Origin of the sequence: Pseudomonas sp. P8_241, assembly GCF_034008315.1 — a bacterium.
Classification (GTDB): domain Bacteria; phylum Pseudomonadota; class Gammaproteobacteria; order Pseudomonadales; family Pseudomonadaceae; genus Aquipseudomonas.
Window position 1 is genome coordinate 3859188 of the sequence record NZ_CP125377.1, and the last position, 19345, is coordinate 3878532.

16 protein-coding genes are annotated in these 19345 nt (G+C 58.7%); 3 read left to right on the forward strand and 13 right to left on the reverse strand.

The window, feature by feature from the left end; genetic code table 11:
* Window positions 1-49: 49 nt before the first annotated feature.
* From QMK58_RS17265 to QMK58_RS17300, 8 genes are all read right to left on the reverse strand, one after another.
* Window positions 50-2434, reverse strand: a complete 2385-nt coding sequence (locus QMK58_RS17265) for an efflux RND transporter permease subunit (protein WP_053158821.1) — start codon at window positions 2432-2434, stop codon at window positions 50-52.
* Between the two features lie 28 nt (window positions 2435-2462).
* Complete coding sequence (locus QMK58_RS17270; protein ID WP_320395112.1) at window positions 2463-3515, reverse strand: YCF48-related protein; 1053 nt, start codon at window positions 3513-3515, stop codon at window positions 2463-2465.
* A 984-nt stretch (window positions 3516-4499) separates the two neighbouring features.
* Entirely contained in the window at window positions 4500-7157 is a 2658-nt protein-coding gene (gene pepN, locus QMK58_RS17275) for an aminopeptidase N (protein ID WP_053158816.1), read from the reverse strand.
* A gap of 10 nt (window positions 7158-7167) precedes the next feature.
* Complete coding sequence (locus QMK58_RS17280) at window positions 7168-7998, reverse strand: DUF2797 domain-containing protein (protein ID WP_053158813.1); 831 nt, start codon at window positions 7996-7998, stop codon at window positions 7168-7170.
* Entirely contained in the window at window positions 7995-8255 is a 261-nt protein-coding gene (locus QMK58_RS17285; RefSeq protein WP_053158810.1) for a YeaC family protein, read from the reverse strand. The genes QMK58_RS17280 and QMK58_RS17285 overlap by 4 nt, the downstream gene beginning before the upstream one ends.
* Window positions 8256-8287: 32 nt before the next feature.
* Window positions 8288-9157 (reverse strand): rhomboid family intramembrane serine protease, encoded by an 870-nt coding sequence (locus QMK58_RS17290; protein WP_053158807.1) that lies wholly within the window; start codon window positions 9155-9157, stop codon window positions 8288-8290.
* A complete protein-coding gene (locus tag QMK58_RS17295; protein ID WP_053158804.1) occupies window positions 9154-10125 on the reverse strand; it encodes a metallophosphoesterase in 972 nt (323 codons plus the stop codon). The genes QMK58_RS17290 and QMK58_RS17295 overlap by 4 nt, the downstream gene beginning before the upstream one ends.
* A complete protein-coding gene (locus QMK58_RS17300; protein ID WP_053158802.1) occupies window positions 10125-11015 on the reverse strand; it encodes an NAD(+) kinase in 891 nt (296 codons plus the stop codon). The genes QMK58_RS17295 and QMK58_RS17300 overlap by 1 nt, the downstream gene beginning before the upstream one ends.
* 116 nt (window positions 11016-11131) lie before the next feature.
* On the opposite strand from QMK58_RS17300, the gene QMK58_RS17305 reads away from it, so the two are divergent.
* Window positions 11132-12082, forward strand: coding sequence for a DUF1853 family protein (locus QMK58_RS17305; protein ID WP_053158799.1), 951 nt, complete (start codon window positions 11132-11134; stop codon window positions 12080-12082).
* An 89-nt stretch (window positions 12083-12171) separates the two neighbouring features.
* Here QMK58_RS17305 and QMK58_RS17310 read toward each other — a convergent pair whose 3' ends face one another.
* Together QMK58_RS17310 and QMK58_RS17315 are read right to left on the reverse strand one after the other, a co-directional pair.
* A complete protein-coding gene (locus QMK58_RS17310; RefSeq protein ID WP_320395113.1) occupies window positions 12172-13455 on the reverse strand; it encodes an arsenic transporter in 1284 nt (427 codons plus the stop codon).
* A 127-nt stretch (window positions 13456-13582) separates the two neighbouring features.
* The gene (locus QMK58_RS17315; protein WP_053158792.1) at window positions 13583-14143 is read right to left on the reverse strand and encodes an NADPH-dependent FMN reductase; all 561 of its coding nucleotides are present in this window, start codon (window positions 14141-14143) and stop codon (window positions 13583-13585) included.
* Between the two features lie 174 nt (window positions 14144-14317).
* Between QMK58_RS17315 and QMK58_RS17320 the strand changes: the two genes are divergently transcribed.
* Entirely contained in the window at window positions 14318-14545 is a 228-nt protein-coding gene (locus tag QMK58_RS17320; RefSeq protein WP_053158788.1) for a hypothetical protein, read from the forward strand.
* A gap of 88 nt (window positions 14546-14633) precedes the next feature.
* The gene (locus tag QMK58_RS17325; protein ID WP_320395114.1) at window positions 14634-15527 is read left to right on the forward strand and encodes a LysR family transcriptional regulator; all 894 of its coding nucleotides are present in this window, start codon (window positions 14634-14636) and stop codon (window positions 15525-15527) included.
* Here QMK58_RS17325 and QMK58_RS17330 read toward each other — a convergent pair.
* The 3 genes from QMK58_RS17330 to dnaQ all read right to left on the reverse strand — a co-directional run bounded on the left by QMK58_RS17330 (window position 15493) and on the right by dnaQ (window position 19342).
* The gene (locus QMK58_RS17330; protein ID WP_053158782.1) at window positions 15493-16107 is read right to left on the reverse strand and encodes a GNAT family N-acetyltransferase; all 615 of its coding nucleotides are present in this window, start codon (window positions 16105-16107) and stop codon (window positions 15493-15495) included. The genes QMK58_RS17325 and QMK58_RS17330 overlap by 35 nt on opposite strands.
* A 14-nt stretch (window positions 16108-16121) precedes the next feature.
* On the reverse strand, window positions 16122-18377 hold the full coding sequence (locus QMK58_RS17335) for an arginine/lysine/ornithine decarboxylase (RefSeq protein WP_320395115.1): 2256 nt from the start codon (window positions 18375-18377) through the stop codon (window positions 16122-16124).
* A 212-nt stretch (window positions 18378-18589) separates the two neighbouring features.
* Window positions 18590-19342 carry a DNA polymerase III subunit epsilon gene (gene dnaQ, locus QMK58_RS17340; RefSeq protein WP_053158776.1) on the reverse strand — a complete coding sequence of 251 codons (753 nt, stop codon included), beginning with the start codon at window positions 19340-19342 and terminating at the stop codon, window positions 18590-18592.
* Window positions 19343-19345: the final 3 nt, after the last annotated feature.

Here is a 19345-nt window from a genome sequence, read left to right on the forward strand (position 1 = left end):
GCATAAAAAACCGCAGCTCAGGCTGCGGTTTTTTCAATCCACCATCGACTCAATGGGCAAACAGCGAATTACCCTTCTGCCCAGCCAGTTTTTCCGGCTTGATCAGGAACCGCGCCAATGCCGGCAACAGCCACAGTGCACCGAACATGTTCCACAGCAGCATGAAGGTCAGCATCAGGCCCATGTCGGCCTGGAACTTGATGGCCGAGAAGATCCAGGTGCACACACCAATCGCCAGGCACAACCCGGTGAACAGCACCGCCTTGCCGGTAGACTTCAGCGTCTGGTAGTACGCCTCTTGCAACGGCAGACCGGCACGCAGGAAGCTTTCCAGACGGCTGTAGATGTAGATCCCGTAGTCCACGCCAATCCCCACTCCGAGTGCCACCACCGGCAGGGTCGCGACTTTCACGCCGATGCCCATGAAGGCCATCAGGGCGTTACCGAGTACCGAGGTCAGCACCAGCGGCAGCACGATGCACAAGGTCGCCGCCCATGAGCGGAAGGTGATCATGCACATGACCGCCACACAGATGTACACCAGGATCAGGATGGTCAGCTCGGACTTCTTGATCACCTCATTGGTGGCCGCTTCGATCCCGGCGTTACCGGCAGCAAGGATGAACTCCAGGCCATCCTTGTTGTTTTCCTTGGCGAACTCCTGCACGGCATGCACCGCACGATCGAGGGTTTCGGCCTTGTGATCGTTGAGGAACACCAGCACCGGCGCCAGCGAGCAACTGTTGTTGTACAGGCCGTCAGCCCGGGCAATGGAGTTGTTCAGCACGTCAGGGTTACGCGACAGGGTTTCCCATTTAAGGTTGCCCTCGTTCATGCCTTTGATCATCTGCTTGGAGACGGTCACCAAAGAAATCGCCGACTGCACGCCCTCGGTGTTCTGCATCTTCCACATCAGCTCGTCGATCGGCGCCATGGCTTCGTAGCGCGAGCAGCCTTCGGACTTGGTCTTGACCATCACCACCAATACATCGGAGCTGGTGGAGTAGTTGTTGATGATGAAGTTGTTGTCCTTGTTGTAGCGCGAATCCGGACGCAATTCAGGAGCACCCTGATCAAGGTCACCGATTTTCAGGTTCTGGCTGTACCAGAGGCCGCCACCAAAGGCGATCAGCGCCAGCAAGATGGAAACCGGGGCCACCTTGGCGCTGGCGAAGTTCGACAGCAGGCGCCAGAACGGATGTTCGCGCACCGCGTCTTTTTTGCTGCGCTCAACGGCACGCTTGCTGATGCCTACGTAGGAAATCGCCACCGGCAGCAGGATCAGGTTGGTGAACACAATCACCGCCACGCCGATGGATGCACCGATTGCCAGCTCACGGATCACACCGATATCGATGATCAACAGCGTGATGAAACCCACCGCATCGGCGAGGATTGCAATCATCCCCGGCAGGAACAGTTGACGGAATGTGCGTCGTGCAGCGGTCAGGGCGTTGTCCGCTTCACTCGATTGCAGGGCGATACCATTGATCTTCTGCACGCCGTGGGAAATACCGATGGCGAAGATCAGGAATGGCACCAACATCGAATAAGGATCGAGCCCGAAGCCGAAGAAGTGCATCAATCCCAACTGCCAGACCACCGCCACCAGCGTTGTGCTCAGAACGGCCACGGTGCTGCGCAGGCAGTTGGTGAACCACAGCAACAGAATCAGGGTGATGACGAAGGCGATACCGAAGAACATCACCACCATCACCAGGCCATCGATCAAGTCGCCGACCTTTTTGGCGAAACCGACGATGTGGATCTTGACGTTGGGGTTCTGTTTTTCAAACTTGTCGCGGATCTTTTCTTCCAGCTCGTGGGAGAACTTGCGGTAGTCCAGCGCCAGCAACTTGCCCTGGTCCTGCGGGTCAGGATAGGACTCCAACAGCGGGATATCGACGATGCTCGACTTGAAGTCGTTGGATACCAGCCGCCCGACTTGTCCGGACTTGAGAACGTTGTTGCGCAGAAGATCGAGGCTCGCCTGGGAGCCGTTGTAGCTTTGCGGAATCACTTCACCGCCGGCAAAACCCTCTTCCGTCACCTCGGTCCAGCGAATGCTCGGGCTCCACAGTGACTTGAGACCAGAACGATCGACACCGGAAATGTAAAACACCTCGTCGTTGATCTGACGCAGTGTCTCCATGTACTCCTTGGAGAAAATATCGCCATCGGTCGCCTCCACCGAGATACGCACCGTGTTGCCAAGGTTCGCCAGATCGTTACGGTGCTCCATCATCTTCTGGATGAATGGATGCTCCAGCGGGATCATTTTTTCAAAGCTGGTGGACGGACGAATCAGCGTTGCCTGCCAGAACAGGAAAATACTGACCAGCAGGCAGATGGTAATCACTGCCGGGCGGTTGTTGAAAATCAGGCGTTCAAGAAACGTCGCCTTGTCCTGGTGATGAGTGCTCAAGGAAGTCATAGCTGCGCCTTCTTATTATTAACCCGGCTCATTTGCCCGACTCGGTGCCGTTAGGCGAAGTGACGCGAACGCCACCCTGTCCGGCCAAAATCAGATTGCCATTGCCTGCCGAAGTCACCGCCGAGACAGAGATACGATCCGAACGGTTGACCACTTTGAAGGTTTCGCCATTGTCGCTGCTGCGAATCACCGAGCCGCCGTTACCGACGATCACGATGGAACCGTCATCGAGCAACGTACCGCCGGAAAGCCCGAACTCCAGATCGCCACGTTCGGCTTTTAGCTCGACCTGCTCCCAGTTGCTGCCAAAGTCGGCGGAACGGTAGAGATTGCCGCGCAGGCCGTATGCCAGCAGCGTGGAAGCTTGAGCCGTGCCGATCACGCCGAAGAGCGAGCCTTCGTACGGACCTTCGAGTTTTTCCCAGGTTTGACCCCAGTCGGCGGAGCGGAACATGCTGCCCTGCTCGCCAACGATGAACAGTCCGGAATCCTTGACCGCTGCGATTGCGTTCAGGTGGTACTGGTCTTCGTTATCCAGGCGGTCGCTGACGTCTTCCCAATGCTTGCCGCCGTCGGTGGTTTCAAGCAGTGCGCCGTAAGCCCCCACGGCAAAGCCGCTGCTAACGTCCTTGAACCAGACATCGAGCAGTGGAGATTCGCGTTTCAGGTCTTCGAATTGTTTGGTCCAGGTGACACCGCCGTCCTCGCTGGCGAGGATCTGCGCGTCATGGCCGACAGCCCAGCCATGCTTGTCATCGACGAAAAATACCGACGTCAGCAATGCCCGAGTTGGCACCTTGGCTTGTGTCCAGGTGGCGCCCTGGTCATCGGAATAAAGGATGTGCCCACGATCCCCGACCGCCACCAGGCGCTTGCCGGCGTGGACGACATCGAGCATCAGGCTTTTGACGGCCTTGGCAGATTCAGTGGCATAAACAACGTCGGATGCTGGCGCCGCTGCGGCCAGCACAGGTGCCGACAGCATGGCAGAGCTCAACAGCGAGAGCGCTGTAGCCAGCAACGCAATTTTGCGTAATGCCGGCGGGCGGCAGATACCCACACCCATGACAGGCTCACTCATAGACCTTCCCCCATTATTATTGTTAGGTCATTCAACCTTTCAGGGCGCCGCAAGGATGCTCGTCTGGAGCGGTGTTTCAGAGCATAGTCCTGAAACCCGCAATCCAGAGCCCCTTCGGAAGCTGGCTTATCCTATCGGTGTTTTTGAATGTCTGACAATCGACGCCACGTTATCTTTTGTTAACCGGGGGGGATGTGGGGTTGTACTGAATGATTGGGTATCAGGTGGGGTGATTGCGGGTTTGGTGGGGGGCGTTCGGCGTTCGGTGTACATATCCATTTCTTCGGTAACGGCTACCTATGGTTCCGCTCTTACAGCGGGTTACTTTGAAAAGCGCAAAGTAACCAAACGCTCTTGCCCCTGACATTCGGTGCCTCGCCTAGGCTCTGCATGCCCTCGCTCCGGTCCTGCTCCGTGGGCCTCACGAGGGGGCAAGAAGATCAAAAGCCCAACCAAAGCGAGGCGGCCGGCCTGATCGCTAGGCTGTACACGTCTCCCTGTAGGAGCTGGCTTGCCGGCGATGGCGCCATCCCGGCCAACCCTGCTGCACCTGACACGCCGCCATCGCTGGCAAGCCAGCTCCTGCAGGGATTGAGTACATCTGAAAGAAACTGGTCGGCTGGCAGGCCGCCATCGCCAGCAGGCTGGCTCCCACAAAAAGGCAAAAGCAAAAGCCGCGTACACCCGTCGCTCTTCACCACTCATCAGGCCGAGCGTTAGCTCGCCTTCAGCTTTTGATCTTGATCCACCCGCCCCCTCGGAAGGCTGAGCGGAGGTGATTATCCGGGGATTGGCGCAAAGCGCCGTTCGACGAAGTCGAACTCATTGCATGTAGGTCGAAGCGAAGCCGACCGGAGGGCAATGCCCCCGGATCAATACCGCAGCGAAGGATCGCCGAGCCTAAGCGAGGGGCCGTACGTTCGGGTGTACTCAATCAACCAAGAACCTGGTCGGCCCAAAGGCCGCCAGGTTCAAAAGCCAAGATCAAGCCAGACTCTTGCTGACCACTTCAAACACATCACTGGACAACTGCCCCGAAGCCCGAATCCGCTCCAGCTCCCCCTTCATCAAAATCTGACGAGCACTGTCGTACTTGCGCCAGCGAGTCAAAGGCGCCAACTGGCGAGAAGCAATCTGCGGATTGAACCCATTCAACTCGATCACCAGATCCGCCAGGAAGCGATACCCCGAACCATCTGCCGCATGGAAGTTGATCAGGTTCTGCCCGGCAAACGCGCCGATCAGCGCACGCACCTTGTTCGGGTTCTTGATGTTGAACGCCGGGTGCTGCATCAGCGCTTTGACCCGATCCAGACCACCAGGCAGTACACTGCCGGCCTGCACACTGAACCATTGGTCCATGACCAGCGGGTTGTCCTTGAAGTGCTCGGCGAAGCTCGCCAGCGCCTTGGCCTTCTGTTCTTCGAATGGCGAATTGACCAACACTGCCAGCGCAGTCAGGCGCTCGGTCATGTTGTCGCAGGCGTCGAACTGCTCGAGGGTCGCCGCCAACACTTCAGGTTTACCGCTGAGCATCAGGTACGACAGCGCGATATTCTGCAAGGCGCGACGGGCAAAATGCTCGGCCTCGGCCACATACGGCGTCTGCTTCGACAAATCGCGGTTGGCCTGATAACGCAGCCACAAACCCTCGAACAACGCATCCGCCAGTTGCTTGCGGGCAAACTCGCGGGCAGTGTGAATGGCGTCGACATCCGCCACTTCGCTGATTTCGGTCAAGTACGCCTCGCTTGGCAACGACAGCATTTCCGCGACCATGGCCTGATCCAGCGACTCATCCGAGAGCACAGAACGCAGCGCCGACACCAGACGCTGATCGAGTAACAGTGCCTCGCCCTTCTGCTGCTGGCCGATCAACTCTTGCAGCACCTGCACCGACAGTTGCTGACCGGCATCCCAGCGGTTGAAGCCGTCGCTGTCGTGCTGCATCAGGAACATCAACTGGTCGCGGTTGTACGGGAAGCTCAGTTTCACCGGTGCCGAGAAGCCGCGCAGTAACGACGGCAACGGTTGCTCGGCGATATCGACGAAGGTGAACGTCTGCTCGGCTTCGGTCACCGAAATCACTCGGCTCGTGCCTTGGGCGGCGGCTTCACCGGCAATCCGCAGGGCAACCTCACCGCCCTTGCTGTCCAGCAGGCCCAGTTCAACCGGGATCACGAACGGCAGTTTTTCGACTTTGTCCGGAGTTTGCGGGCAGCTCTGACGGAACGTCAGGCTGTAGGTTTTTGCCGCCGCGTCGTAAGACTCGCTCACCGCCAGACGCGGTGTACCCGCCTGGCTGTACCAACGCTTGAACTGGGTCAGGTCGACACCGTTGGCGTCCTCCATGGCCTTGATGAAGTCATCGCAGGTCACGGCCTGGCCGTCGTGGCGGTCAAAGTACAGGTCGCTGCCTTTGCGGAAACCTTCGGCACCGAGCAAGGTATGGATCATGCCGACCACTTCCGAACCCTTTTCATACACGGTCAGGGTGTAGAAGTTGGAGATCTCGATGAAGCTGTCCGGGCGCACGGCGTGTGCCATGGGGCCGGCGTCTTCGGCGAACTGGTGGGTGCGCAGATAAGCCACGTCCTGGATTCGCTTGACCGTCGCCGAGTTCATGTCGGCGGAGAAGCCTGAATCACGAAAAACGGTAAAACCTTCCTTCAACGACAGCTGGAACCAGTCGCGGCAGGTCACGCGGTTGCCCGACCAGTTGTGGAAATATTCGTGGGCAACGATGGCCTCGACCCGCTGGTGCGCGGCATCGGTGGCGGTTTCGGCCTTGGCCAGCACGGCGCTGGAGTTGAAGATGTTGAGACCCTTGTTCTCCATCGCTCCCATGTTGAAGTCGTTCACGGCGACGATCATGAAAATATCCAGATCGTACTCGCGACCGTAGACCTCTTCATCCCAACGCATGGATTTCTTCAGGCTGTTCATGGCGTGCTGGCATTTGTCGATGTTTTCCGGCTCGACATAAATGCGCAGCGCCACAGTGCGATCGGTCATGGTGGTGAAGGTGTCTTCAACGCACCAAAGGTCACCGGCCACCAGCGCAAACAGGTACGCCGGTTTCTTGAATGGATCTTCCCAGGTCGCCCAGTGCCGGCCATCTTCGCCCGGGCCCGAGGCAATCGGGTTGCCGTTGGACAGCAACACCGGATAACTGTGCTGCTCGGCCACCACGGTGGTGGTGAAGGTACTCATCACGTCCGGGCGGTCGAGGTAATAGGTGATCTTGCGGAAGCCTTCGGCCTCGCACTGGGTGCAGAACATCGTGCCGGACTTGTACAGGCCTTCTAGCGCGGTATTGGTTTCCGGGTGGATCCTGACGCTGGTATCGACCGTGAAGGTGGTGCTGGTCGGATGCAGGGTCAGATGATTTTCGGTCAGCTGGTACTGCGAATCAGAAAGCTCCTGGTCGGCCAGGGTGACCGACAACAGCTCGAGCTGCTGGCCATCCAGCACCAGCGGCGGCAGGCCCGGGCCACGCTCGGGGTTGCGGCGCATCACCAGTTGCGCATGGACCAGACTGTGGTCCTCGTACAACTCGAAGGTCAGGTGTGTCTCGTCGATCAGGTACTCGGGCGCCTGATAGTCCTTCAGGTAGATCATCTTCGGTTGTTCGGTGCGCATGCTGGAGTCCTTACTGATGCACGGCGAGCTGGTAGGCCGTGTATTTACGAATATTGATTACGCCGGTGTCGAAGATCAGGTACTGCCCCTTGACGCCCATCAGCGTGCCTTCGGCGATCGGGTTTTTGTCCAGGTTGAAGCTGACGATTTTTGCCGGGTACTGCTCCACCGGGTAGCGAATTTCAAGCGGATCAACGTCTGAAATGGTCTGGATCGCTTGCAGGCCAAATCGCTCCTGCAGGGTTTGCAAACCTTCGGCACAACTGGCGAACAATTGATCGCGAACCTCGGACAGGTTCACCGCCGCCGCATCGCCCTTGAGTAAAGCACGCCAGTTGGTCTTGTCAGCCACCTGGCTGCGGAACAGGTCTTCGACAAAACCGGACTGCTGCCGGGTCGATACGCGCATGATCGGCAAAGCCTGGCTGGCGCCCTGGTCGAGCCAGCGAGTCGGCAACTGGGTCGCGCGGGTAATCCCGACTTTCACTCCCGACGAATTGGCCAGGTACACCACATGGTCGGTCATGCAGAACTTCTCGCCCCACTCCGGCTCTCGACAGGTACCGGCGTCAAAATGGCAGCGTTCCGGACTCATGATGCAGATGTCGCATTGGGCCAGCTTGGTCATGCACGGGTAGCAGTAACCCTGGCTGAAACTGGTTTTGGTCTTGCGCCCGCAATGGGTGCAGTGGATCGCACCCAGATATTCGAGACGCACCGTGGTCCCGATCAACGGATTGACCGGGACCTCGGTTTCGCCCAGGCGAAATGCGTATTGCACGTTCGGCCCGTCCAGGCGCGCCGACATTTTGCTGATTGCACCGCGGCCAATCTCGATCAATGGATGGCATCCGACTTGAACAGGATATTGGGCACTTGAATCGACTTGGAGCTGCATTCCTGCGGCCCCATGTAGCCGGTGCGCTGATCTTCGGGCAGGTTCTGGATTTCCCAGGCGATCATCGCCTGCAGCGACAGTTCACGCTGCTCGGCGGTGAGTTTGCCGCCATCGGACCATTTGCCGATTTCCACGGCCAGTTTCAGGCTTTCGTAGATATCGGGGGTGATGTTCTTGATCATTTCGTTAAAAGAGGACATTGGGTCTCCGTGCTCTTTATTGCATATCTGAATTAGGCGGCCAGTTTACGGCGGTTGTACAAACCGCCCAACAAACCGGTGAAGCATCCGATGAGTAACCCGCTGACGTGGGCCGCGTTGGCGATTTCCCCGAAGCCGATCATCGAGACCAGCCCCGACAGACACAGCAACAACCACACCAGCATCATCACCAATACGCCACGGGGCAAGCGATACGCCGGGTTGGGCGCCAGCATCTGGAAGATCCAGCAATGCCCGAGCAGGCCGTACAACACGCCGGACAAGCCACCGAACAAACTCGGCCCGCTGAACAAATACTGGGTGAAGTTGGACACGAGGCTGAACAGCAAGGTCAGGCCGATCAGGTTGATACTGCCCTGACGCGATTCAATGCGTCGCCCCAGCTCCCAGTACCACATGCCGTTCATCGCCAGGTGCAGGATGCCGAAGTGGATCAGCATAGGCGTCACCAGACGCCACCACTGCCCTGCCGCGAGGCTGTCGGCCAATGGTGTGAAATGGATGTACTCGCCGACCACGCGGAATTCGAGGAAGGTCAGCCAGCGCATCGTTTCCAGGTTGTCGCCCAGCAGCGTGACCGCGCCAACGATCACACTCAACAGCAATATCAGCGCGGTAGCTTTCGCGTATTTCAACTGCTCGACGAAGCCCGGGCGCTTGACGGTTTGCGCCACCGGAATGTCCAGTTGCTGATCGGGATCGCCTGCCGGGAAGCGTTCGTAGAGTGCGCGGACGTCTTCGCTGATGTTCTGCGGCACCCACAACACTTGCTCACCGGACTCTTCGCTGACCCGATGAGGCACTTGCATGCGCTTGAGCAATTGGACGAACCCGCTCAGGTCGACCGCCAGTGGCAGACGTAATACCGCGACAGCACTCATTGCAGCACCTCCGGCCGCTCGACATCGACCCAGACGAATTTATGCGGATCGAGGCGGGTTTCCTGATCCAGGCGATAGGCGACCAATTTGCCGTAGAGCACCGCGCTGTAGTCCAGGCAGGCCAGGTTCGGGCGGATCGGTGCCGGTTTGCCGCTGCGCCAATAGTGGCCGACAAACAACAACGGTTCATCGATACCGTAGCGCAGCAGGCTGTTCTTTTCGGTAGACGTCAGCGGTGTCCGGGCCACGGGTTCGGGCAAGGCGTCGGGCTGGAACACAACGTCTCCATAAGTCTTCGGGTCGTCTTCCCAGAATTTGGTACGGAAGAACGATCGCACCAATCCGTCGCCGCTGGTCATGGTCAAACCATGGGGCAAGCGCATGTCGGTGCCGCGCAGCAGACGATCGAACACGGTACAGGCAAACGAACCCGGCTCCGCCGAAGCCTGGAGGAAATGCTCATCGACGCAACCGTTGGGGAACAGTGTTCGCAATGGTTCGATCAACCCCGCATCCCAGCACGCATGCACCACACGGAAACGCCCGGCATCGACAAACAGCGGTAGCTCGTAGAACCATTGCTGGAAGTCATGCCAGTCCCCCGGATGGTGTTCAAATTGAGTCAGGGTTTCGTGCAGCAGGCGGGCATGGCGTGGCGTGTGCTCGCGCACGAACTGCTTGCCGCTGCCGGGCAGTGCCGGCGTGACCCAGCCCAGCGCGTTGAACTCATGGTTACCCATGATGCACAGCGCCTGACCGGCCTCGACCATGTCGTGGACGATATGCAGCGCTTCGCGAATCCGCGGGCCGCGGTCAATGATATCGCCAACGAACACAGCCATGCGCGACGTGTGTCGCCAGACACCACCCTGCTTGTGATAACCGAGCCGGTCGAGCAAATGCTCAAGGGTCATTGCGCAACCGTGCACGTCACCGATCAGGTCGTAGCTTCGCGCGGGATCGAGCATCAGTCGCCTCCACCACCCAACCGGCTACCCCAGCCGAGCTTGGTCCGGCAGACTTCGTAGTAGTTGTGGTCGAGTGGATGAATCAGCCGCAACTTCTGGGCTTTTTTGCTGACGGTAATTGTGTCGCCGGGTGCACAGGTAAAGTGGTTCTGACCGTCACACGAGACTTGCGGGTAAATCTGCATATCCTTGGACACGACGATTTTCAGCTCACTGTTGCCATCGACCACAATGGGTCTACCCGACAAGGTATGGGGGTACATCGGCACAATTACAATGGCGTCGAGCTTGGGGTGCATGATCGGCCCACCGGCGGACAACGCGTACGCGGTGGAACCGGTCGGCGTGGCAACGATCAGGCCGTCGGCCTTTTGGCTACAGACGAACTGGCCATCGATGTACAGTTCGAACTCGATCATCCGCGTTGATTTGCCGGGGTGCAGCACCACGTCGTTAAGCGCGTCGCCCTGACCGATAGCCTCGGCGTGGCGGCGGACTTCGGCCTGCAGCAGGAAGCGGTTCTCCACCAGATAGTGGCCGTCGAGCACTTCGGCGACTTTGACTTCCAGTTCATCAGGACGGATATCGGTGAGGAAACCCAGGCTGCCCCGGTTGATGCCGAGCACCGGTATATTGTGTTTGGCCAACGCTCGGGCGGCGCCGAGCAGGCTACCGTCACCTCCGACGACAATGACCATGTCGCAGACTTCACCGAGCATCTTGCGCGACGAGGTTTGCAAGCCATGGCCCGGCAGGACTTCGGCGATGGTGTCTTCGAGGATCACGTGCAGGTGACGATCGAGCAGAAACCGTTTCAGTCGGCGGACGGTATCCAGCACCTGTGAACTGCCCAGGCGACCGATGATGCCGATATTGCGAAATTGCTCCATGGGGCTCCTGCGGGATCTGTGTGGCGGCGAAAAGCACGATTATGGGCGAAAGCCGGCCGTAGACAAAATCCTTTCAGCTTCAAGGGTGTGCTCTTGTTTCGGGCTATGCTCGCAAGATGATCCTATTTCCAGATTTGCTCCAGTTACCCCATCAGTTGCGCCACCCTGAAGTGCGCGACCTGGCGTGGGTCATCCTCGCGCCGCCGATGCTTGGCGATACGCCGTGGCCACAGCGGCATCCGCTGGCCGGCAGCGATTGGGTACAGACGCCGGAGCGCCTGGAACACTGGCTGCGACAGCTCGACCGGGACAGTTACGGGCTGCTGCACTGGCTGGCCCAGGCCCGAACTCGGCGCCTGGGACTGTATTACGAACGACTTTGGCAATTTGCCGTGCAGCATGCGCCTGGCATCGAATTGATCGCCGCCAACATGCCGATCCGCCGCGAAGGTCACACGCTGGGCGAGCTCGACATGTTGCTGCGCGATCGCGACGGCGTGCATCACCTGGAACTGGCAATCAAGCTTTACCTCGGCCCGCAATCCGGCGATGGCCATGACACCGCGCAATGGCTCGGCCCAGGTTGCCATGACCGGCTGGACCGCAAGTTGAATCACCTCAGCGAACATCAGTTGCCGATCTCCGCACGCCCCGAGAGCCGCGAAGTGCTCGCGGCGCTGGATATCCGCCAATTCAGTGCACATTTATGGCTGGGCGGCTATCTGCTTTATCCATGGCCAGGACATTCTGACTCACCTCGCGGCGCGCACCCGCGACATTTGCGCGGACGCTGGTTGCATCAAAAGGATTGGACGGAGTTCGTTGCTCAGAGCCCCGCCGGTCGTTGGCAACCCTTGCCCCGTCATGCCTGGCTGGCACCTGCGCACTACACCGAGGAGCACACCTGGACCGCCGAACAACTGGAAACATGGCTGAGCGTCCTGGACCCGCTCGCCCCGGCGCAATTGTTGGTGCGACTGACGGAAAACGCCCAGGGCGACTGGGAAGAAGCCGAGCGGTTGTTTCTGGTGGCGGATCTTTGGCCGAATGTTCCGGGGCTAGGTTGAGTGTTGTGCTGCTTGAACTGGCCCTTTCGCGAGCAGGATGGCTCCCACATCGAGATGTATACCCCTGCTCGCGAAAGGGGCCACTCCGTCTAGATGGATAACCGCACAGCCAGCGCCGCCAACGTCGCCAGCAACACCGGCACCGTCAGTACAATCCCTACCTTGAAGTAATACCCCCAGCCGATCCGGATATTCTTGCGCTCCAGCACGTGCAGCCACAACAGCGTCGCCAGGCTACCGATTGGCGTAATCTTCGGCCCCAAATCACTGCCGATGACGTTGGCGTAGATCATCGCTTCCTTGACCACACCGCTCGCCTGGCTGGCATCGATGGACAGCAGACCGATCAGTACCGTTGGCAGGTTGTTCATGATTGACGACAGCAGCGCGGTCAGGACACCCGTGCCCATCGCCGCGCCCCAGACGCCGTACTCGGCAAAGCCATTGAGCCAACCTGCCAGATACCCGGTGAGTCCGGCATTGCGCAGGCCGTAGACGACCAGGTACATGCCCAGCGAGAAAATCACGATCTGCCACGGTGCTTCCTTCATCACCTTGCGCGTGGAGATCTTGTGCCCGCGGGCGGCAATGGCCAGCAGCAATGCCGCACATACCGCCGAGATCGCGCTGATCGGAATACCCAGCGGCTCCAGGGCGAAACAGCCGAGCAACAAAATCACCAGCACCACCCACCCGGCATAGAACGTCGCCTTGTCGTGGATCGCGAAGGCCGGGTGATCCAGCTTCTGAGGGTCGTAATTGCCGGGGATATCGCGACGGAAAAACCACATCAGCATTGCCAGGGTCGCCGCAACGCTGACCAGGTTGACCGGAATCATCACGGCGGCATAGCGATTGAAACCAATGTTGAAGTAGTCCGCCGAAACGATGTTCACCAGGTTCGACACCACCAGCGGCAAGCTCGCCGTATCGGCAATGAAACCCGCGCCCATGACAAACGCCAGCGTCGCTGCCGGGGAAAAACGCAACGCCAGCAACATGGAAATCACGATGGGGGTGAGAATCAGCGCCGCACCGTCATTGGCGAACAACGCCGACACCACTGCACCCAAAAGCACCATATAAGCAAATAACTTGCGTCCACTGCCCCGCCCCCATCGAGCCACGTGCAGCGCGGCCCAGGCAAACAACCCTGCCTCGTCCAGTAGCAGGCTGATAATGATGAGCGCAACAAAGGTGCCCGTGGCATTCCAGATGATTTGCCACACCAGTGGAATATCGCCCAGGTGCACCACGCCAAATATCAGCGCCAGCACGGCGCCCAATGATGCACTCCAGCCTACGCCAAGCCCTTTGGGTTGCCAGATCACCAAGGTGATGGTCAGCAAGAATATCAGTGACGCAGCCAGCATTCGCTGCAACCTTACACGAGGGATAAAAAAGGAAGCGCGAACATAGGGGCTTTCAAGGAAGGAAGCAATCGGCTGCTTGTCCATGACGAGCCGACTTGCGCCCGCCACAGACAAAAGGAGCGCGAACTCAGGCTTTCTTGTGTTGCTCGACCCATTGAGCGTAAGCATTGATGAAACTTTGCAGGAACGGCTTGACCGACTCCGACAACTTGCCCGCCTCGTCAAACGCTGAGCCTGCACCGCCCAGATAGGCCTCTGGTTGCTGCATCAATGGCACATTGAGAAACACCATGGACTGGCGCAGATGATGGTTCGCCCCGAATCCGCCGATTGCACCCGGCGATGCGCTAATGACAGCGCCAGGTTTTCCACTCCAGGCACTTTTGCCATACGGGCGCGACCCCACATCGATTGCATTCTTCATCGGCGCCGGTACCGAGCGGTTGTACTCAGGGGTGACGAACAGCACCGCGTCGGATGAGTTCACCTGTTGTCGGAAAGTGCTGTAGGCTGCCGGCGGTGAAACACCATCGATGTCTTCGTTGTAGAGTGGCAAATCGCCAATTTCGACGATATTGAGCTTGAGACTGGCCGGTGCCAGATCAGCCAGAGCCAGTGCGATCTTGCGGTTGATCGATTCCTTTCTCAAGCTGCCGACCACGACGGCGATCGTATAGACGTTGCTCATGGGAGATTCTCGACTGTCCGTTGGAAAGAGTGTGTAGTTATAGATGACGTTTACCCGGCGGGCAGCCGAAAACACTGCTCCCGACTATTTTTTTCCTGTATGAAAACTTACTTCGCCCAGGCACGGTCTACAGAGCCGCAAATTGAGTGATTTATCTCCAGAGGTTCTAAGCAGATGGCAGCAGTACTCGTCGGTCAGTTCCATGCAAGAGACGCAGAAGGCCGTGTTTATTCGGTGCACGAGTTCCAGGACTCCACCCCGGCGGCAGACGGTTCAGGCCCTGTCACCACCTACAAGCTGGCCATTGGCGACCGTGTCAACAAGGTCGACGACAATGAATTCATGCTAGTGCAAACCGGCGTGTCCATTACCCGCGAACCGCAAACCGCCAGCGTTTCATAACTCGTCGTTATGAGCAGAAGTCATATGCGCGAACTTGGGGTAGGATTCAGCCACTGACTCCTTCACCTGATGAACATGGACTTCATGTATGCGCTTACGCCATATCGAAGTGATCCAGGCGCTCCTGCAGACCGGTCACCTGGGCACCGCCGCCGAATGGCTGCAGATGCCGGTGACCGATGTCGAGCATTTGCTGCGCGACGCCGAGGATCAGCTGGGGTTCATGTTGTTTGCCAGCGTGCGCGGGCGCTTGCAGGCCACCCGGGAAGCGCGGGAACTGCAGGTGGAAATCGAACGGGTCTACGATGCGCTCGAACCGGTTCAGCGCCTGGCCAATAGCCTCAAACAATACCTGGCACCACCGCTGCGCATCATTTGCACCCCGCCCCTGGCCCAACAGTTATTGCCCCACAGCATCGCCGCCTTGCGTCGACACCTGCCGGACGCGCCCTGCACGCTGTTGAGTCAACCCACCCGAGACATCGTCAAAAGTCTGTTATTGCGCGAAAGCGATCTGGGGTTGAGCCTGCATGATCCCGATCGCGCCGAAATCGCCTGCCAGGTGATTGCCCAAGGCAAGCTGCAACTGCTCGCACCCCATGGCTGGCTGCAACCGAAACAGAAGTACATCTCGCTACAGGATCTGGCCGGCCAATCGATGATCGGCCTTGAAGGTCACGACCCGTTGAGCCCGGCACTGGAAAAAAAACTGCATGCCCTGCGCCCGGCCCCGGTCATTCAGACCCGCGTGCAGACGCACCAGATGATGCGCAGCATGGTCGAGGCCGGCGAAGGCCTGGCCATTGTCGACCCTTTCACCGCGCTCGGGGCCAAAACGACGGGGCTGGATGTCTGCCCGCTGGCACCGGCCGTGCCGGTCTGCCTGTACGCCTTGACCCTGAAAAACGGCGAACCCTCTGCAGCCGTTCAGGCCTTGCTGGCCATCCTTACGGAACAAGCCGCGGCGATGCTGGCGAACTGATCGGGTTTTCCAAAGGATTTTCAAACATTCGATACCAGAAAAGCGCCACTTCAGCGGTGTTCGGATCAATGCCGCGATAGCGCAGATGGTCAATCCCGCCGATCACGTAACCACACCGCTCATAGAGGCGACAGGCGCCCAGGTTGTTGTTCTGGGTTTCGAGCATGATGCCCGGCAACTTTTTCTTGCGGCTCCAGAACTGCGCTACGTCCAGCAACGCCTTGGCCACTCCATGCCTTCGCGCTGGCGCGTGCACGGCCAATTCGTCGATATGGGCAAAGCCGTTCCAATTGGTGCTCACCACCAGGTGTCCGACCGGCTCGTCATCCAGATACGCCATGAAAATCGCGCTGTCCGGTGCATCGCGAAAGCTGCTGAACTCCTCGGGATCAATGCCATAGCATTTGCGATAGGGGGTGATAGGCGTGACTCGCCAATGCTCCACAGGCTGACCAATTTCAGGCGCACCGTAGGCGGCGACTTCAAAACTGAAATCGCTGCCCCAGATATAGGGGGCGAAACCTTCGTCGGCAACGCGTACCGACAGCCCTGGATGGGTTGGATTCATGACCGGCTGCATACTGGGAAAAGTCCTCATTCCTTGATGCAATCGACGGTGTAGTGCCGTCCATTGCCCTCGTCTTCATGTTGCAATCCGTGCACATCGGCGACGAACCCCGGGAAACTGCTATCGAACGTCCGGGCAAACGCCAGGTAGTCAATGATCGAGCGCGTCGCCTCGGTGAAACGCTCGCCTGGCATGATCAACGGGATGCCTGGAGGATAAGGAACCAGCATGACCGCCGCGATGCGCCCGTCCAGTGCATCGATCGACACGGCCTCGACGTCTCCCCGCACCAATTGATCATAGGCGTCGGCCGGCTTCATCGCGACTTCCGGCAGCACCGTGTACATACGTTTAAGGTGCTTGGCCGTCGCATTGGCGCGATAGCAGGCGTGCAACTGATCGCACAAATCCCGCAGCCCCATGCCTTGATAGCGTGCAATGTTTGGTTGAGCCACACACGGTAAGCAGCTCGCCAGACTGATATTGGCGTCGTAACTGCGCTTGAATTCCAGTAACTCAGTGAGCAACGTGCTCCATTTACCCTTGGTGATGCCCATAGAGAACAACACCAGGAACGAATACAGCCCGGTCTTCTCGACCACCAAACCGCGCTCCCAAAGGAATTTGCTGACCACTGCTGCGGGAATCCCGCGTTCGCCAAGCGTGCCGCCCGCTGTCAAACCCGGCATCACCAACGTGACTTTGATCGGGTCGAGCAACACATAATCGTTTGTCACGCCGCCAAACCCGTGCCAGTCGGCATCGGGCTGCAACAGCCAGTCTTCACTCACGACCCGTTCAATGCCTTCCACCGACGGCGGTTGCCAGATCGAGAACCACCAGTCGTCAGCGGCGATGTGCTGGCGCAAATTGGCCAGTGCACGACGAAAGCTCAGGGCCTCATCGAACATTTCCTGCAAGAGTGAACGACCGGCCGGACCTTCCATCATCGCCGATGCAACATCCAGCGAGGCGATGATGCCGTACTGCGGCGACGTAGAGATGTGCATCATGAACGCTTCGTTGAAGCGATCGCGGTCCAGTTGCCGCGCCCCGCCATCCTGCACATGGATCATCGACGCCTGACTGAATGCCGCCAGCAACTTGTGAGTGGAATGGGTGGTAAACACCAGCGGGCTGTCCTTACTGCGGGACGTGCCCATACCGTATCGCCCGGCGAAAAACTCATGGAACGCTGCGTAGGCATACCAGGCCTCGTCAAAGTGCAATACCTCGACGCTGCTGCCCAGTTGCTGCTTGATCAGTTCGGCGTTGTAACAGAGGCCGTCGTAGGTCGAGTTGGTGACAACCGTGAGTTTGACCTTCGGTACCCGCCCCTTGGTCAACGGGCTCGCATCGATTTTTGCCTGAATCGATTCCGCACTGAATTCGCTCAATGGAATCGGGCCGATGATCCCCAGCTCATTTCGTTCCGGACACATGTAGAGCGGGATGGCGCCGGTCATGATGATCGAGTGCAACACCGATTTGTGGCAATTGCGATCCACCAGCACCAGATCGTCGCGAGCCACCATCGAGTGCCAGACAATCTTGTTGGCGGTGGACGTGCCGTTGATGACGAAGAAGGTGTGATCGGCGCCGAAATTACGCGCAGCACGGGCCTCCGCATCAGCCAGGGGACCGGTGTGATCCAGCAACGAACCGAGTTCCGGCACTGAAACCGACAAATCCGAGCGCAGGGTGTTCTCGCCAAAAAATTGGTGAAACGCCTGCCCTACGGGACTTTTGTGATAGGCCACGCCACCGCCGTGCCCCGGTGTGTGCCAGGAGTAATTGGAGTCGGCGGTATGCTGAACTAAAGCCTTGAAGAATGGCGGCAACAGGCCATCAAGGTACTTGCGCGCAGCTCGCGCCACCTGCCGGGCGAGAAACGGCACCGTGTCTTCGAACAGATAAAGAATACCGCGCAACTGATTGAGCTCGGCCATGGCGTCGGCCGGGGCATTTTCCAGGGTGACCTTTTCGCCCAGCGCGAAGATTGGCAAATCCGGCGCACGCACCCGTGCCAGACCGATCAGTTCGGCCATATTCTGTAACAGATGGGAATGGGTACTGGCGTCTTCGGATGCAATCAACATGCAGGACAGACCGTGAAAAGTCGACGCAACCAGGCGCCCTTCTGTGTAGTCCACCGCCGACACGATGCTGAAACCTTCCTGTTCCAGCTCCCGGGCGATGCCGCGCACGCGATCGCCGGCGACGGTGTCGGCCTTGATATCGCGATGCACGATCAGGACCGGGAATTTCAAGTCTTTATACATGGGGCTCAGTGTCCTGAGGCGGCAGGCCAGAGCCTGCCAATCTCCTCAGGGTAGAGGGTTGAAACGGATGTGGCGAGCACGACGCCCTAAAATGGGTCAGCGAATGCTTTCCGGGGTGCGGGTCGGCTTCCAAAAGATCGCAGCCTCGTTTCACTCGACAGCTCCTACAGGATTACGCATTCCCTCGTAGGAGCTCGATCTTCACGAAGGATCTACGCCTGCGCCTCAGCCAACTGCACCCACAACGCCGGAGCGCCAGCGGATTTTGCGATGACTTCCATTCGAGCCGCGTGCCGTGCCAGGTCATCTTCGCTGGCACGGATGATGCGCGTCGGCTGGCGGTCTGCTGGTAAACGACGGATTTCCGTGGCGGAGTTGTCCGCACCCTCTCCGGAACCATTGCCATCGGAAGCATTGCCGGCCAGGGACAGGCTGGTCTGGCCACCGGTCATGGTCAGGTAGACGTCGGCAAGAATCTCGGAGTCGAGCAAGGCGCCGTGAAGTTCACGGCCGGAGTTGTCGACGCCATAGCGTTTGCACAAGGCATCGAGGCTGTTGCGTTGGCCCGGGTGCCGTTCCCGGGCCATCATCAAGGTATCGAGGATCGAGCAGTGTTGCGTGATGTCCGCACGTTCGCGCTGCCCCATCAAGGCGAATTCGTTGTTGATGAAGCCAACGTCGAACGCCGCGTTGTGGATGATCAGCTGCGCGCCCTTGATGAACTCAAAGAACTCTTCGGCCACTTCGGCAAAACGTGGCTTGCCCACCAGGAATTCGTTGGTGATGCCGTGCACGCCAATGGCGCCTTCATCACTTTCGCGGTCCGGTTGCAGGTACACATGGAAGTGTCGCCCCGTCAGGCGCCGGCCGATCAACTCGACACAACCGATTTCGATAATCCGGTGGCCGTCGGTCACCGGCATGCCGGTGGTTTCGGTATCGAGTACAACGGATCTGGTGGCCATCAG

Coding starts and splice junctions, on each gene's coding strand:
- QMK58_RS17265 (WP_053158821.1), bottom strand. CDS start 2,434: ATGACTTCCTTGAGCACTCATCACCAGGACAAGGCGACGTTTCTTGAA.
- QMK58_RS17270 (WP_320395112.1), bottom strand. CDS start 3,515: ATGAGTGAGCCTGTCATGGGTGTGGGTATCTGCCGCCCGCCGGCATTA.
- pepN (WP_053158816.1), bottom strand. CDS start 7,157: ATGCGCACCGAACAACCGAAGATGATCTACCTGAAGGACTATCAGGCG.
- QMK58_RS17285 (WP_053158810.1), bottom strand. CDS start 8,255: ATGTCCTCTTTTAACGAAATGATCAAGAACATCACCCCCGATATCTAC.
- QMK58_RS17290 (WP_053158807.1), bottom strand. CDS start 9,157: ATGAGTGCTGTCGCGGTATTACGTCTGCCACTGGCGGTCGACCTGAGC.
- QMK58_RS17295 (WP_053158804.1), bottom strand. CDS start 10,125: ATGCTCGATCCCGCGCGAAGCTACGACCTGATCGGTGACGTGCACGGT.
- QMK58_RS17300 (WP_053158802.1), bottom strand. CDS start 11,015: ATGGAGCAATTTCGCAATATCGGCATCATCGGTCGCCTGGGCAGTTCA.
- QMK58_RS17305 (WP_053158799.1), top strand. CDS start 11,132: ATGATCCTATTTCCAGATTTGCTCCAGTTACCCCATCAGTTGCGCCAC.
- QMK58_RS17310 (WP_320395113.1), bottom strand. CDS start 13,455: ATGCTGGCTGCGTCACTGATATTCTTGCTGACCATCACCTTGGTGATC.
- QMK58_RS17315 (WP_053158792.1), bottom strand. CDS start 14,143: ATGAGCAACGTCTATACGATCGCCGTCGTGGTCGGCAGCTTGAGAAAG.
- QMK58_RS17320 (WP_053158788.1), top strand. CDS start 14,318: ATGGCAGCAGTACTCGTCGGTCAGTTCCATGCAAGAGACGCAGAAGGC.
- QMK58_RS17325 (WP_320395114.1), top strand. CDS start 14,634: ATGCGCTTACGCCATATCGAAGTGATCCAGGCGCTCCTGCAGACCGGT.
- QMK58_RS17330 (WP_053158782.1), bottom strand. CDS start 16,107: ATGCAGCCGGTCATGAATCCAACCCATCCAGGGCTGTCGGTACGCGTT.
- QMK58_RS17335 (WP_320395115.1), bottom strand. CDS start 18,377: ATGTATAAAGACTTGAAATTCCCGGTCCTGATCGTGCATCGCGATATC.
- dnaQ (WP_053158776.1), bottom strand. CDS start 19,342: ATGGCCACCAGATCCGTTGTACTCGATACCGAAACCACCGGCATGCCG.